Annotated in this window: 8 protein-coding genes and 1 pseudogene; 6 read left to right on the top strand and 3 right to left on the bottom strand. The window is 41.4% G+C overall.

Annotated features, from left to right (window positions below; all coding sequences use genetic code 11):
- Positions 1–362 precede the first annotated feature (362 nt).
- From ACJJVX_RS12445 to gltB, 3 genes and pseudogenes are all read right to left on the bottom strand, one after another.
- Positions 363–512: pseudogene (locus tag ACJJVX_RS12445) on the bottom strand (type II toxin-antitoxin system Phd/YefM family antitoxin); the annotation flags it as partial.
- A 485-nt stretch (positions 513–997) separates the two neighbouring features.
- On the bottom strand, positions 998–2,413 hold the full coding sequence (locus tag ACJJVX_RS12440; protein ID WP_054205782.1) for an FAD-dependent oxidoreductase: 1,416 nt from the start codon (positions 2,411–2,413) through the stop codon (positions 998–1,000).
- A 9-nt stretch (positions 2,414–2,422) separates the two neighbouring features.
- On the bottom strand, positions 2,423–6,880 hold the full coding sequence (gltB, locus tag ACJJVX_RS12435) for a glutamate synthase large subunit (protein WP_054205781.1): 4,458 nt from the start codon (positions 6,878–6,880) through the stop codon (positions 2,423–2,425).
- A gap of 847 nt (positions 6,881–7,727) precedes the next feature.
- On the opposite strand from gltB, the gene ACJJVX_RS12430 reads away from it, so the two are divergent.
- From ACJJVX_RS12430 to ACJJVX_RS12405, 6 genes are all read left to right on the top strand, one after another.
- Positions 7,728–8,981 (top strand): efflux RND transporter periplasmic adaptor subunit, encoded by a 1,254-nt coding sequence (locus ACJJVX_RS12430; protein WP_405631694.1) that lies wholly within the window; start codon positions 7,728–7,730, stop codon positions 8,979–8,981.
- Positions 8,982–9,038: 57 nt separating this feature from the next.
- A complete protein-coding gene (locus ACJJVX_RS12425) occupies positions 9,039–9,749 on the top strand; it encodes an ABC transporter ATP-binding protein (RefSeq protein WP_054205779.1) in 711 nt (236 codons plus the stop codon).
- 3 nt (positions 9,750–9,752) lie between these two features.
- Positions 9,753–11,066: an ABC transporter permease gene (locus ACJJVX_RS12420; RefSeq protein WP_405631692.1), complete on the top strand. Its 1,314-nt coding sequence runs from the start codon at positions 9,753–9,755 to the stop codon at positions 11,064–11,066.
- 13 nt (positions 11,067–11,079) lie between these two features.
- Positions 11,080–12,285: an ABC transporter permease gene (locus ACJJVX_RS12415; RefSeq protein ID WP_405631690.1), complete on the top strand. Its 1,206-nt coding sequence runs from the start codon at positions 11,080–11,082 to the stop codon at positions 12,283–12,285.
- A 96-nt stretch (positions 12,286–12,381) separates the two neighbouring features.
- Positions 12,382–13,710, top strand: coding sequence for a sigma-54-dependent transcriptional regulator (locus ACJJVX_RS12410; protein WP_405631688.1), 1,329 nt, complete (start codon positions 12,382–12,384; stop codon positions 13,708–13,710).
- Complete coding sequence (locus ACJJVX_RS12405) at positions 13,710–15,047, top strand: sensor histidine kinase (protein ID WP_405631685.1); 1,338 nt, start codon at positions 13,710–13,712, stop codon at positions 15,045–15,047. Before ACJJVX_RS12410 ends, ACJJVX_RS12405 begins: the two co-directional genes overlap by 1 nt.
- Positions 15,048–15,219 lie beyond the last annotated feature (172 nt).

Below are 15,219 nucleotides of genomic sequence, written 5' to 3'. Positions count from 1 at the left end.
GCGTAACTTCCTATTTTAAAACGGCAAATTTCACTCTCTTTTTCAATGGATTGACGCTTACAATTTTCCGCTAGTAGCTTTAGTACACGGTGTATCTTGTGGCTGCACCGTGTTTGCTCCATGCAATCTAGAATATCATCCAACCAAAGATAACTGCACTTGCTCGCTCTAAATGTTGAGATCGCACACTTAAACATAGTTGCCGCACTATGGCAGATAAAACGCTTGATAAGTGTTTGCAGTATGCTCAGCCAAACCAATGATTCGGCAATGTGTGGATCTCGTGTGATAAACCCTTTAAGGTTATTCCATGACTTTAGCTCTTTGAAATGGAACTTAGGATGACACCCATCTTAACCCGAATGCACGGTTTCCATTAAGCTGTTGTAATGATCCATTGACATAACGACAGCATCTCTGCGGGTAATGATTGCATAGTCTGCATCATTCACTACATGATCGAGTACAGATTTAAGCCCATTTCTTGCTTCAGTAAAAGACACTATTCTCATAATTAACTCACTTTAAGTTGTACAACTAATAAGACAAGTTTAATTAAAAACTATAACGTGTCCAAGATTGAGTACACGTTATACTTAAGCAACTAACGAGGCTGTAAAATAACTCATTTTTAATTTATTTTTATTGATAGTTCAACAATAGCTGAGTTCCTATTTTTGGTTCAATCGGTTACTTTGATTTTACGTAAAATATAAAAAGAGGGTTTGGTGTTGTTTTAATGGACGTTTTAGAAGGTATTATAGTGGTTTAGTGGCTGATTTAAGACATCGATAATGTAAAAAACTGGTGTTAACTGGTTGGTTTTTTTCGTTGGGTTTCGTGGTACTCAAGCCAACCTACGTTACTTAGTTTAACACCGAGCAAGCTTATGCCTTACAACTTACAACTTACAACTTACAACTTACCCGCTATTATCCAATGCATAAAAAAAGCAAGCCAGTAGGCTTGCTTTTTACATTCTTAAACTTTCAAAGCGTTACACTTTCAAGTAGTCCATGATCCCTTCGGCGGCGTTACGCCCTTCAAAGATTGCGGTGACTACTAAGTCTGAGCCGCGCACTATATCACCACCAGCAAAGATTTTTGGGTTGGTTGTTTGATGTGTAAACTCACCTTTTTCTGGTGCGTTAATGCCGCCCCAGTGATTTATCTCTACATCGTATTTTTCTAACCAGTCCATTTTGTGTGGTTTGAAACCAAATGCCATTATTACTTGGTCGGCTTCAATCACATGTTCTGAGCCAGGTACTACTTCTGCGCGGCTGCGGCCTTTTTCATCTGGTTCACCCATTTGGGTTTTTACCATTTGTACGCCTGCTACATGGCCGTTGTCGTTTAGTACTATACCTGTTGGTTGCACGTTAAAGGTAAATTCAACACCCTCTTCTTTGGCGTTTTTCACTTCACGTCTTGAACCTGGCATATTTTCTTCATCACGACGATAAGCACAAATTACTTTTTCTGCGCCTTGACGAATCGAGGTACGAAGACAATCCATCGCTGTATCGCCACCTCCAAGTACCACGACTTTTTGATCTGCCATATCAAGGTATTCTTGATTTGATTCGTCGTAACCCATTACGCGGTTTGTATTGCCAATTAAAAACGGTAGTGCATCATGAACGCCTGGTGCATCTTCATTTTCAAGGCCCGCTCGCATACTTTGATAAGTCCCCACTCCCAAAAATACTGCGTCGTATTCTGCCAATATTTCATCCATCGTGATATCAACACCAACTTCAACATTGAGTTTAAATTCAACACCCATTTCGGTGAAAATTTCACGACGTTTTTGCATAACTTCTTTTTCAAGTTTAAACGATGGAATACCGAACGTTAGCAGACCACCAATTTCTGGATGACGGTCAAATACCACGGGTTTTACACCATTTCTCACCAGAATATCAGCACAACCTAGACCCGCAGGGCCTGCGCCGATGATAGCTACTTTTTTATCTGTCCATACAACGTAGGACATGTCAGGCTTCCAGCCCATTTTAAACGCGGTATCGGTAATATATTTTTCAATATTACCAATCGTTACAGCACCAAATTCTTCGTCAAGCGTACAGGAGCCTTCGCATAAGCGGTCTTGTGGGCATACGCGGCCACACACTTCCGGTAAACTATTTGTACGGTGTGACAGCTCTGCTGCTTCAAGAATGCGACCTGTACGAATTAACTTTAACCACTGTGGGATATAGTTATGTACTGGGCATTTCCATTCACAATATGGGTTACCACAATCAAGACAACGATCGGCCTGAGAGTTTACTTGCTTCTCTGAAAAGGGTTCGTAAATTTCAACAAATGACTTTTTACGTGATGAAATTGGCTTCTTGCGGGGATCAACCCGCTGCACGTCTATAAATTGATATACATTTTCGCTCATACTACCCCCTTACTGTGCTTGAACACGAAGTTCAGCACTACTGCGAGCGCGATGCCCGAGTAAACTTTTCACATCACTTGATTTCGGTTTAACAAGTTTGAATTTTGGTAAATACGCTTCAAAACTGGCTAAAATGTTTTCTGCACGGCTTGAACCGGTTAGCTCCAAATGCTCAGCAATTAGACCTCGTAAGTGTTCTTGATGTGACGCAAGCTCATCTAATAGCACGACTTCAACAAGCTCTGGATTGATGCGTTTTTCAAAATCATTACGCTCATCCAATATATAGGCAAAACCACCGGTCATACCTGCACCAAAGTTAACGCCTACATTACCTAGTACACAAACAACGCCACCGGTCATGTATTCACAGCCATTATCACCCACGCCTTCAACAACCGCTTGCACACCTGAGTTACGAACAGCAAAGCGCTCACCTGCACAACCTGCTGCAAATAATTTGCCGCCTGTTGCACCATATAAACAGGTATTACCCGCGATAGTCGCTTCATGGCTTTTAAACGAAGACCCTAGCGGTGGGCGAATAACGAGCTTACCGCCCGCCATGCCTTTACCAACGTAATCGTTGGCATCGCCTACTAGCGTCATTTCTAGACCACCGGCATTCCAAACACCAAACGATTGACCCGCTGTACCATGTAATTCAATTGATACAGGATCTGCTGCCATCCCTTGGTTACCATGCTTATCGGCAATATAACCCGATAACATCGCGCCCACTGAACGGTCAGTGTTACAAATACGACTGACTAATGAAATACCACTGCTGGTATCAATTGCTTGTTGCGCTTTTGCTAATAGCGTTTCATTTAACTTACCTAAGTAATGAGACGTATTAGGCGCGCTACAATAAAGCGTTTCACCGGTTGGGTTATTAGGCTGTGCAATCACTGACGATAGGTCAATTTTTTGCTGTTTCGCCGTTTTACCTTCAATCGCTTCAAGCAAATCAAGACGGCCAATGAGGTCTGTTAATTTAACAACCCCTAGGCTTGCCATAATTTCACGCGCTTCTTGAGCAATAAACTTAAAGTAGTTCATCGCCATTTCAGGTAAGCCGTGGTAATGCTTTTGACGTAGCGTTTCGTCTTGCGTTGCAACACCGGTCGCGCAGTTATTCAGGTGGCAAATACGTAGATATTTACAGCCTAATGCAACCATAGGCCCCGTACCAAAACCAAAGCTCTCAGCACCTAAAATAGCGGCTTTGATGATATCTAACCCGGTTTTTAAACCACCATCTGTTTGTAAGCGAATACGATGACGTAAGCCATTTTCAACCAGCGCTTGTTGTGTTTCAGCCAGACCAAGTTCCCATGGGCTACCTGCATATTTAACCGAGGTAAGCGGGCTTGCACCGGTACCGCCGTCGTAGCCTGAAATAGTGATTAAATCAGCATACGCTTTTGCTACACCGGTTGCGATAGTGCCAACACCTGGCTCTGAAACCAGTTTCACTGAAATTAACGCTTTTGGATTAACTTGCTTTAAATCGAAAATCAGCTGGGCTAAATCTTCAATCGAATAAATATCGTGATGCGGCGGTGGTGAAATCAAGGTTACACCCGGCACCGAGTAACGAAGCTTTGCAATATACGGGGTTACTTTTTCACCCGGTAATTGACCACCCTCGCCTGGCTTTGCACCTTGCGCTACTTTGATTTGGATAACGTCAGCACTGCGTAAGTAATGCGGTGTTACACCAAAACGCCCTGACGCAACTTGTTTAATACGTGAGTTTTTCTCCGTACCGTAACGAAGCTTATCTTCGCCGCCTTCACCTGAATTTGAACACCCGCCTAAACGGTTCATTGCAATTGCAAGTGCTTCATGCGCTTCTGGTGATAATGCACCAATACTCATTGCAGCAGAGTCAAAACGCTTATATAGCTCAGTTGCAGGCTCAACCTCATCAATATTAATGCCTTCAGCTGGCAGTTTAAGCGATAACATGTCACGTAATGTAGCAATTGGGCGTTTATTCACTAAATCAGCGTACACGCTGTAATCAGTGTATTCACCTGAGCGCACTGCTTTTTGCAGCGTTTGAATTACATCAGGGTTGTACGCGTGGTACTCACCACCGTGAACATATTTTAATAAGCCCCCATGGCTTAATAATTTACGTTTGCTCATTGCTAAAGTATGCAGTTTGCGTTGGTCATCATCAAAGTCAGTAAAGCAGGCACCTTTAATACGACTTGCTACACCGTGGAAACACGTCTCAACAATACTGTCTGATAAGCCTACTGCTTCAAATAACATTGAACAACGATACGATGCCACGGTACTAATACCCATTTTTGACATGATCTTGTACAGGCCTTTGTTGATCGCATTACGATACGCCAAAGTAACCTGACAATAGCTTTTATTAATCACTTTATTATCGCTCATCGCAACCAGTGATTCATACGCTAAGTATGGGTAAATAGCCGTTGCACCAAAACCAAGTAATACCGCAAACTGATGTGCGTCGCGCACACTGCCGGTTTCAATAATGATGTTTGATTCACAACGTAAATTGTTATCAACAAGACGCTTTTGCACCGCACCAACCGCCATAGCCGCAGGAATTGGTAATTGATTCTCATCAAAATTACGGTCACTTAAAAACAACATGACACAGCCAGCAGCCGCTTTTTCTTGTGCTTCATCACAAATACGAACTACCGCATCGCCCAGATTTTCATCTTTGTTGTAGGTAATGTCTATTTTGCAATAACTGTAGTGCGCTTGATCGGCGCTGAGTAATTGTTGCATGTCTGCATACATCAAAATAGGTGTATCAAACTGCAATCGCTTAGCGTGACCTGTGGTCTCATTAAATACGTTTTGCTCACTACCGATGCACGTTGCCAACGACATTACGTGATTTTCACGCAGTGGATCAATTGGCGGATTTGTAACTTGTGCAAACTTCTGGCGGAAGTAATCAAATAAAGAACGGTTACCTTCAGAGAGCACTGCAAATGGCGTGTCGTCCCCCATAGAACCCGTTGCTTCTTGACCAATTTCACCCATCACGCGAATAACGCTATCAAGCTCTTCATTGGTGTAGCCAAACATTTTTTGATATTTGGCCAAGGTTTCGTCATCAAATGAACGATTTCCTGCATCTTGTTCTGATAATTGCTCAAACGGGGTTAAACGCTTAACGTTTTCTTCAAGCCAAGCTTTGTATGGATGGCGAGATTTTAAATCCTGATCAATTTCATCAGAATGCCAAATTTTCCCCTGCTGAGTATCTATTACAAGTAACTCACCTGGACCGACTCGGCCTTTCTCAACCACTTCATCGGCGGTGTAATCCCAAATACCCACTTCAGAGGCAAGTGTGATAAAACCATCTTGGGTGATCACATAACGCGCAGGGCGCAGACCATTACGATCCAAGTTACACGCAGCAAAACGACCATCAGACATTACAATACCCGCGGGGCCATCCCATGGTTCCATGTGCATTGAGTTAAAGTCATAAAATGCCCGTAAGTCATCATCCATTGCACGGTTTTTTTGCCATGCCGGTGGCACAAGCATACGCATAGCACGGAACAAATCCATGCCGCCCGCTAAAAACAGCTCAAGCATGTTATCTAAGCTTGATGAATCTGAACCCGTTTCGTTTACAAACGGTGCCGCTGATTGTAAATCTGGGATCAGTGGCGATGAGAACTTATATGAACGTGCACGTGCCCATTGGCGGTTACCTTGAATGGTATTAATTTCACCATTGTGCGCTAAATAGCGAAATGGCTGTGCTAATGGCCAACGTGGCTGTGTATTTGTTGAAAAACGTTGGTGAAAAACACAAATCGCACTAGTCATGCGAATATCAGCCAAGTCTAAATAAAAATTAGGTAAATCTACCGGCATCATTAGGCCTTTGTAGATAGTCACTAAGCCTGACAAGCTGGCAATATAAAAACCGTCGTCTTCGCTTAAACGCTTTTCAGCACGACGACGCGCAACATACAAACGGCGCTCTAAATCTTTAGGACGCCAACCTTCTGGTGCACTTACAAAGATTTGCTCAAACTTTGGTAATTGCTTGATTGCAATAGGCCCTAAGCATGACTCATCAGTTGGTACTACACGCCAACCTTGAATATTGAGGGTTTCTTTTTCGAGTTCTTCACTCAATATATCTTTAGCAGCTTGCGCAAGTACTGGATCTGAATTTAGGAAAATCATACCTACAGCATAATTTTTACCCAGGTGCCAATTTTTTTCAGCGGCAATAGCGCGGAAGAAACTGTCTGGTTTTTGTAATAATAAACCACAGCCATCGCCTGTTTTACCGTCGGCAGATATACCACCACGGTGTTCCATACGGTCTAAACCCGTGATCGCTGTACGAATTAAGCGATGACTTGCCTGACCATTAACTTGGGCTATTAAGCCAAAGCCACAATTATCTTTTTCTAATTTTGAGTCGTATAACATAGACCCCTCCCCTTGCTACAACAGCTAGCTATGAATGACCTTCTCGACGGTTTGCTAGCAGACAGTCAAAACTATCGCCAATTGTACATTGAGTCAATAGTGTTTTGAATACATATTCACATTCTTGAATATTTCTCACCACAACACAATCTTTTTATTTCATGCCTTTTTTTAACATTTAGCGATATTTTGGTCATTATTTTTTTATGACACTGGTGTCATAATTAACAAGTTGTAAAATCACAAAATAAAAACAGTACAGTTTACGTAAACGTAAGCCTCGTCAAAAGTGAATAAATATTCACTAATCCATTCACCGATATATTTGCTTTAGCCTAAATAGTTGCCATTTAATTTGCACACTTGAGCAGCGTTACTCGTACCTGTAGAGCGCTGGCTCTAATCTAGACGCAAATTGTTATATATAAAAGGCAGCTAACTAATGCATAAAAATAATAAAATGTAGCTTTACTGCATAATTAATACTGATTGACCCTGCAAGTTTAAGAACTTAACCGCGCCGCTCTTTACCTCAACGCAAAGCATACATGTCCGCAGCGGACACTTTAACTGTCCGCGGACAGTTAAAAAATACAAAATAAAAATAATAAACAATAAAATCAAACACCTAAATATTGGCATGCTTTTCGGATAATAAACTTATGATAGTTAATGGACAGCACCATGTTTATTTTAAGCATTTTTTTAGTTTCGCCAGTTACCATGATTTTAGTTGCATACATGATCACTGTTTTTGAAAAATCACATGCCTAGCCATTCACTCGTGGCTTTGCCTTTAAAGCAAGCAACCCAATTTAGTTATGCTGATTTTAAGTAAGGGATAAAAATGATCAAAGATACCAGCGCACAAGATGTAAGCGTAAAACCTACAACTAACTATAAGAAGACGTTGATCATTGTTTTGACTCTGCTGTTATTTATTGTTTTGTGTAGCCAAGTTTTTATTGCACAGACCTCTGCAAGCGTGTCTGTAGAACTTAAACGCGTAAATACAGCAACTGTGATTATTGATACGTTAATAAGAGACGTAGCCGCAAGTGGCAAAATAGTTGCTGCAAATGCGCCTCAGGTATACAGCCCTGAACGTGGTTTTGTAGATTTGAAAGTTAAAGCAGGTGATAAAGTACAACTAGGTGATGTTATAGCCACGTTAGAAAGCCCCGAATTAACTAACGAATTAAAACAACAACAATCTGTTTTGCAACGCTTACATGGAGAGCAACAACGCAAGCACTTAGAAGCCCGTCGTCAAACACTCAGCCTAAGTAAAACACTCGATATGGCTCAAGTTGAGCTCAATGCAGCGGATAGAGAAAATCGTCGCGCCCAACTTTCAATTGAAAAAAACCTTATCAGTCAAATTGATTTAGAAAAAGCGGTAGATGAGTTAGCGCGTGCCAAATTAACATTTAAACATGCACAACAAGAAGCTTTACTTGCTAAAGACACCCTTGCCTTTGAGCTACAAGCAGCACAAAGTGATGTTAACCGCCAACAGCTAGTCGTTGATGATTTAACGCGTAAAGTTAATAACTTATCTATTCAAGCATCGGTTACCGGTATTGTCGGGAATTTATTAGTGCAAGAGAAATCAGCCGTTATACAAAGTCAGGCACTGATGACTTTAGTTGATTTAAGTAATTTTGAAGCTCAACTACAAGTACCTGAAAGTTACGCCAACGAGCTGGGTTTAGGGATGCAAGTTGAATTAAAGCTCGGCGCTAGAACTGTAATGGGTGTACTTTCTGCGATCTCCCCTGAAGTTAATAATCGCGAAGTCACTACCCGTGTCCGTTTTGATGAGCCACTTGATAACATCCGTCAAAATCAACGCCTCACGGCACGTATTATATTAGATAACCGTGACGATGTGTTAATGATTAAACGCGGTGCATTTATGCAACAAGGTGGCACTGTGGCTTACAAAGTAACCGGAGATACTGCTACCAGAATTCCTATCAGCATTGGTGCCACCAGCATTACCGCCGTTGAAATTTTACAAGGTGTAGCGCCAGGTGATGAGTTAATCATTTCCAGCTACAGCGAATTTAAGCAAGCCGACACTATATTATTACGCTAAAGACTAACAACCTAAACGATAACAACCAAATTAAGTGATATAAACAGGATCCCAACCATGTTAAAAATGAACAATATTAGTAAGATGTACCAAACTGAAATGGTACAAACCCACGCACTAAGAGATTTTAACTTAAACGTTAATGAAGGCGAGTTTATTGCCGTTACAGGCCCAAGCGGTTCAGGTAAAACCACCTTTTTAAATATTGCCGGTATGTTAGAACCCTTTAGCGACGGTGAATATTTTTTAGATGATATTAATGTAGGCAAGCTTAATGACAACCAACGCGCTGACTTACGCAATCAAAAAATTGGTTTTATCTTTCAAGGATTCAACCTTATCCCTGATTTGAATCTCTATGAAAATATTGAAGTACCGCTACGTTATCGTGGTATTAAAGCCAACGAGCGAAAACGCCGTATTGAGCAATGTTTAGAACAAGTCGGTTTGGCCTCACGAGCAAAACATTTACCACAACAATTATCGGGTGGTCAGCAGCAGCGCGTAGCGATTGCCCGCGCACTTGCAGGTGAACCTCGCTTTTTATTGGCTGATGAACCAACTGGTAACCTCGATAGCCTTATGGCACGTCAAGTTATGGAGTTACTTGAACAAATTAATCGCGATGGCGCCACCATTATTATGGTGACTCACGACCCTGAACTTGCCCGCAGAGCACCGCGTAATATTCAAGTAGTTGATGGTCAACTTGCCGACTTTACCTTGTACCAAGGTGCGCAAAATCTTAAAAATGTGGCTGGAGTGTAACTTATGCTATTACATTATCTTGATTTAAGTTGGCGTAGCTTTAAGCGCACGCCATTAGTCAGCTTTTTAATGGTACTGGCAATTGCAATCGGTATTGGTATCACCATGACCAGCTTAAGTGTTTACCATATGATGTCGACGGATCCTATTCCTGAAAAAAGCAGTCAATTATACAACGTGCAATTACAAACCATGGATGAAGGCCGTACCTGGTGGAAATACGACAACATGCCTTTACAGCTTACCTATCAGGATGCGGTAAACCTACTAAATGCCCCTGTAGAAACAAACAAAGTGGCTATGGTACGTTCAGGATTTTCAGTGCACCTTAATTCAGATACGTTAAAGCCATTTATTGGCGGTGCTCGTTTAACAACGCCTGATTTCTTTAACATGTTCAATGTACCATTCATCTATGGTGGAGTATGGACACAACAGCAAGAGCAAACTGCTGCGCCTGTGGTTGTACTGAGTGAAAAAATCAATGATAAGTTATTTGCAGGTGAAAACTCCGTCGGAAAAATGATCTATCTTGACGATCTAAGTTACGAAGTTATTGGGGTAATCGCTGACTGGCAATTAACAACCAAATACTATGATTTAAATAACGGTGCTTTTAACGATACTGAAGAGCTATTTATGCCTTTTAGCTTGCTTGAAGCGAATGAGTTCAATAATTGGGGTAATACTAACGGCTGGAAACATGAGGTTACTCATACCTTTAAAGATAAACTGCAATCAGAGAGGTTTTGGATTCAGTTTTGGGTGCAATTGCCCGATGAAAAAGTAAAAAATAAATACCAAGACTACTTACTTGCCTATATGCAAGACCAACAAAAAAATGGTCGTTTTAATCGAAAAGAGCTTCAATACACATTGCGTGACGTAAAACAATGGATGGCCTACAACGATGTTGTAAGTGAAGACAACAAAATTTTAGTGGCACTAAGCTTTATGTTTTTAGCTGTGTGCTTAGCAAATATACTCGGACTCTTATTAGCTAAATTTTTGCGTCGCGCGCCTGAAGTGGGTGTTCGCCGTGCACTTGGAGCCAGCAAACGCCAAATATTTTTACAACACTTAGTCGAAGTTGCAATGCTGGGCTGTTTTGGTGGGCTGCTTGGTATCGTGCTCGCACAAATAGGTTTATTAGGCGTACGTCAAAGTTATGATTATTACTCATCATTAGCAACAATGGATTTAACGATGCTTATAAGCGCACCACTTATTGCTATCACCACCTGTATTCTTGCTGGGCTTTACCCTGCTTGGCTGGTGTGTCGCACTAATCCTGCTATTTACTTAAAAAGCCAATAAAGGAGCTATCACTATGTTAGAGATCAAACCTATATTTCATGCACTGTGTCGCTCCAAAGTGGGCGCTATGTTACTACTGATCCAAATAGCAATTACAACTGCGATTGTCAGTAATGCCGCTTTTATTATTCAAGATAAAATAAGCTTTTTGAGCCAGGAAACAGGTTACCCTGAGCAAGATATTTTCCTATTTAATGTTATGACGTTTGGTAAAGACGTAAATGTTACGCAACAGTTTGAATTAGATGAAGCCATGATCAGGCAATTACCTGGTGTGGTAGGTGCAGCAATGAGTAGCAGTGCCCCATTAACTGGTAGTGGTAGTGCGTCTGACTTTAGCCTAAAACCCGCGCCACAAGAAAGCCTATCAGTCAGAACAGGGTACTTTTTTATTGATGAGCACGGTGTTAACACTTATGGCGTAAAACTAATAGCAGGTAGAAATTTTACCGAAGAGGAAGTAGTCGTTACTAACAACTTTGAAAAACAAGCGAATGTAACAATTGTGTCTCAAGCCTTACTAACGGAGCTATTTCCTGATGGAAACGGGCTTGGTAAAACGGTTTATTTTGGTGATATTCCCTTAAAAATTGTGGGTGTAGTTGAAAAAATGATGGGACCATGGCTAAAAGACAGCCGCCCAGATAACCTAGCATTCATTCCTTTTATTAATGCCACTAGTTCAGCAAATTTTGTAGTACGAACTGAGCCGGGACAACGTGCGTCCGTTATTAAGCAAATTGAAGAAGCGATGCTCAATAATTACAATAAACGCGTTATTTCACGTATCCGAGGGCTTGATGAAAGCAAGGCAGAATATGTTGCCCAAGATAAACTCATGATGCGAATGTTGATTGTGCTGATCACTATTTTAGTGTTGGTAACTGCACTGGGGATTTTTGGCTTAACCTTATTTAACATCAGTAAACGCACCAAGCAAATTGGTACTCGTCGTGCGCTTGGGGCTAGAAAGTCTGCAATAATTAACTACTTTTTAGTTGAGAATGCGATGATTTGCTGCGTGGGCTTAGTGCTTGGGGTTATAGTAGCGCTATTGCTCGGGCAAATATTGATGCAGTATTTCTCTATTGCAGCGCTACCGCCTAGCTACATCATCATTACTGCCATGGGAGTGTTTTGTATGAGCTTATTAGCCGTATTTGGTCCCGCCAAACGAGCGGCAAATATTTCACCAAGCATAGCAACTCGCACTATTTAATAGTAATCAATAAGCTGTGCTACACTGTAAAATAGTGTAGCACTCAAATAAAACTACCCCTGAATTCGGATAATAACAGCGATTAAAAACAATAATATGGAAAAAATACTCATTGTAGATGACAACCCTGCAATTTTAGATGCGTTGTCATTATTATTAGAAATTCATGACTACCAAGTCGTCACCGCCGATACCCCTTTTGCAGCGCTGCAAGTTGTTAACTATCAACGCATAGACTTAGTTATTCAAGATATGAACTTCTCCGCCGACACAACCTCAGGTGAAGAAGGTAAAGATCTCTTTTATCAACTAAGAGCACAAAATCCGCACTTACCTATTATTTTAATTACCGCATGGACTGAACTTGCAACCGCTATTGAGTTAGTTAAAGCAGGTGCGGCGGATTATTTACCAAAACCCTGGGATGACAGCAAGCTTCTTACCTGCATTAGTAATTTAATTGAACTTGGGAAAACTAAACAAGTTAATGCCACCTTCACTCGCCACCAGCAAGAGCGACAAGCACCACTAGAAAACGCAAATCTTGCGGGCTTAGTGTTTGCAAGTACCGCAATGGAAAGTACCGTAACTATGGCGCTGCAAGTTGCAAAGTCTGATGTATCCGTACTGATCAGCGGCCCTAATGGCAGTGGTAAAGAATGCATCGCAGCCATTATTCAGCTCAATTCTCCCTTAGCAGCTAAACCGTTCATTAAAGTCAACGCCGGCGCCCTGCCAACCGAGCTAATAGAAGCTGAATTGTTTGGAGCTGAATCAGGTGCATTTACGGGGATCACAAAACAACGTATTGGTCGCTTTGAAGCTGCTGATGGCGGCACCTTATTTTTAGATGAAATAGGTAATTTACCGCTTTCTGGGCAAATGAAGCTACTTAGGGTATTACAAACTGGTGAATTTGAACGTTTAGGCTCCACACAAACACGAAAAGTTGATGTGCGTGTTATTTCAGCCACCAATGAAAATTTACCGAATGCGATTCAAGCCGGTCGCTTTCGTGAAGATTTGTATTATCGGCTGAATGTGATTGAGTTAGCGTTACCGGCGTTATCGCAACGACAAGACGATATAATGCCTTTGCTTAATCACTTTTTGCCAGAGCGTGAACTCAACTTACAAGCAGAGCAAGCATTAATAAAGCACACTTGGCCTGGTAACGTACGAGAACTTGAAAATGCCTGCAAACGTGTTGCGGTACTCAAACCAACTGGATTATTAGATATTAGCGACTTTGCTTTAACGCAAACAAATTCAAACATAACCACACCTAGTATAGAGCCAAGTAAAGCAGATATTGAATCAGCCATGCGCGAACATCAAGGTGTCATAGCCAAAGTGGCACGTCAATTTGGCTTAAGCCGCCAAGCGCTGTATCGTCGTTTGCAAAAAATGGATATTGACTATTAATGGCGTTCCCTCTTAATTCATTACCGTTGGCACATAAGATTAGCCTATATTGTGCTTTATCAAGCGCACTGCCCGTTTTACTCATTGGATGGCTATGTAAATTAAGTTTGCCTTGGCTTATTAGTAGTGCTGTAGGCAGTGCTATTTTAGCAATACTGCTGATAAGGCAATTGAGTTGTAACCTTGTAAAAGGCATGCAATCGCTCGAAACTGGTTTACTCAATTTTAAAGATGGTGAACTTTCAAGTTTACTCGCTTATAACCAGCGCGATGAGCTTGGCCAGTTGTGCCAATTGTATAACCAAACAGCTAAACAACTACGACAAGAAAAACAATGGGTTTATCAACGCGAACTTATGCTTGATAAAGTCCTGCAAAGCTCCCCGCAAGCTCTATTACTTATAAACGATAATGATACTGTTGTGTTTAGCAACCTAAGTAGTCGCGCACTTTTTAATTGTGCAAACGCACTTGAAGGTATGAAATTAACTGAACTACTTAAGTTAGCGCCAAAACAATTAGCCACAGCATTAGCACAAGGTTTTGATGGTTTATTTAGTATCGAAAAAGACGCCCAAGAAGCGCAAACATGGCATTTAGCAACAGGCGAATTTTTGCTGAACAATCAGCGCCATCACTTGTATATTTTTAAACAACTCACCCGAGAGCTTAGCCGACAAGAAGTTGCGGTCTGGAAAAAAGTGATCCGTATTATTAGCCATGAACTAAATAATTCATTAGGTCCAATGTCATCAATGTTACACAGTGCCCAACTGCTCGCAAATAAAGTAGATGAGCCTCGCTTAAGCCGGGTTTTTGCAACCATAGATGAGCGGATCGCGCATTTAACTGCATTTGTACAAGGTTATGGTAAATTTGCCAAGTTACCGCAACCTCAACGCAGCCCTATTGAATGGCCGACACTACTTACTTCACTGCAAACTCAATGGCAATTTCACTATCAAATTACACCGTCACAATACACAACCCATGCAGATCAAACACAAGTAGAGCAGTTACTTATTAATTTACTAAAAAATGCGCATGAGTCAGGCGCTGATCCACAGCATATCAATGTAAACATTAGCCATGATCAACACGCAACTTTAATTGCTGTCAGCGATAATGGCAAAGGCATGAGTGAGCAAGTAATGGCGAATGCACTTATTCCATTTTATTCAACTAAAACAAGCGGTAGCGGTTTAGGCCTGGCGTTATGTCGTGAAATTGCAGAAGCCCATCGTGGTCATATTAGTTTGCATAATCATAAACAAGGAGGATTAAGCGTACATGTTGTATTGCCTCACCAATCCAAAACACAAAAACAAAAACAATGAAATTGTAGGGGATCGCCATGCGTGTTAGCGCCTTTTACCCATTGCGGGGGTTGTCCTTCGCGTTATATGCTCAAACGAGCCAAGAGGTGATCGTCGTTGAAATTAAACACTTTTTAAACCTATAACCTATAGGGTGATTTGGGTATAGATGTCGCAAGGGCGTGTTGACCTT

The organism is Pseudoalteromonas sp. Ld20 (genome assembly GCF_045064175.1).
Classification (GTDB): Bacteria; Pseudomonadota; Gammaproteobacteria; order Enterobacterales; family Alteromonadaceae; genus Pseudoalteromonas; species Pseudoalteromonas neustonica.
Note: the sequence above shows the minus strand (reverse complement) of the source record. Positions and strands in the feature narration are given on the sequence as shown.

What these genes read in the sequence shown, in the direction of transcription:
- ACJJVX_RS12440 (WP_054205782.1), bottom strand. Translation starts at nt 2,413, where the DNA reads ATGAGCGAAAATGTATATCAATTTATAGACGTGCAGCGGGTTGATCCC.
- gltB (WP_054205781.1), bottom strand. Translation starts at nt 6,880, where the DNA reads ATGTTATACGACTCAAAATTAGAAAAAGATAATTGTGGCTTTGGCTTA.
- ACJJVX_RS12430 (WP_405631694.1), top strand. Translation starts at nt 7,728, where the DNA reads ATGATCAAAGATACCAGCGCACAAGATGTAAGCGTAAAACCTACAACT.
- ACJJVX_RS12425 (WP_054205779.1), top strand. Translation starts at nt 9,039, where the DNA reads ATGTTAAAAATGAACAATATTAGTAAGATGTACCAAACTGAAATGGTA.
- ACJJVX_RS12420 (WP_405631692.1), top strand. Translation starts at nt 9,753, where the DNA reads ATGCTATTACATTATCTTGATTTAAGTTGGCGTAGCTTTAAGCGCACG.
- ACJJVX_RS12415 (WP_405631690.1), top strand. Translation starts at nt 11,080, where the DNA reads ATGTTAGAGATCAAACCTATATTTCATGCACTGTGTCGCTCCAAAGTG.
- ACJJVX_RS12410 (WP_405631688.1), top strand. Translation starts at nt 12,382, where the DNA reads ATGGAAAAAATACTCATTGTAGATGACAACCCTGCAATTTTAGATGCG.
- ACJJVX_RS12405 (WP_405631685.1), top strand. Translation starts at nt 13,710, where the DNA reads ATGGCGTTCCCTCTTAATTCATTACCGTTGGCACATAAGATTAGCCTA.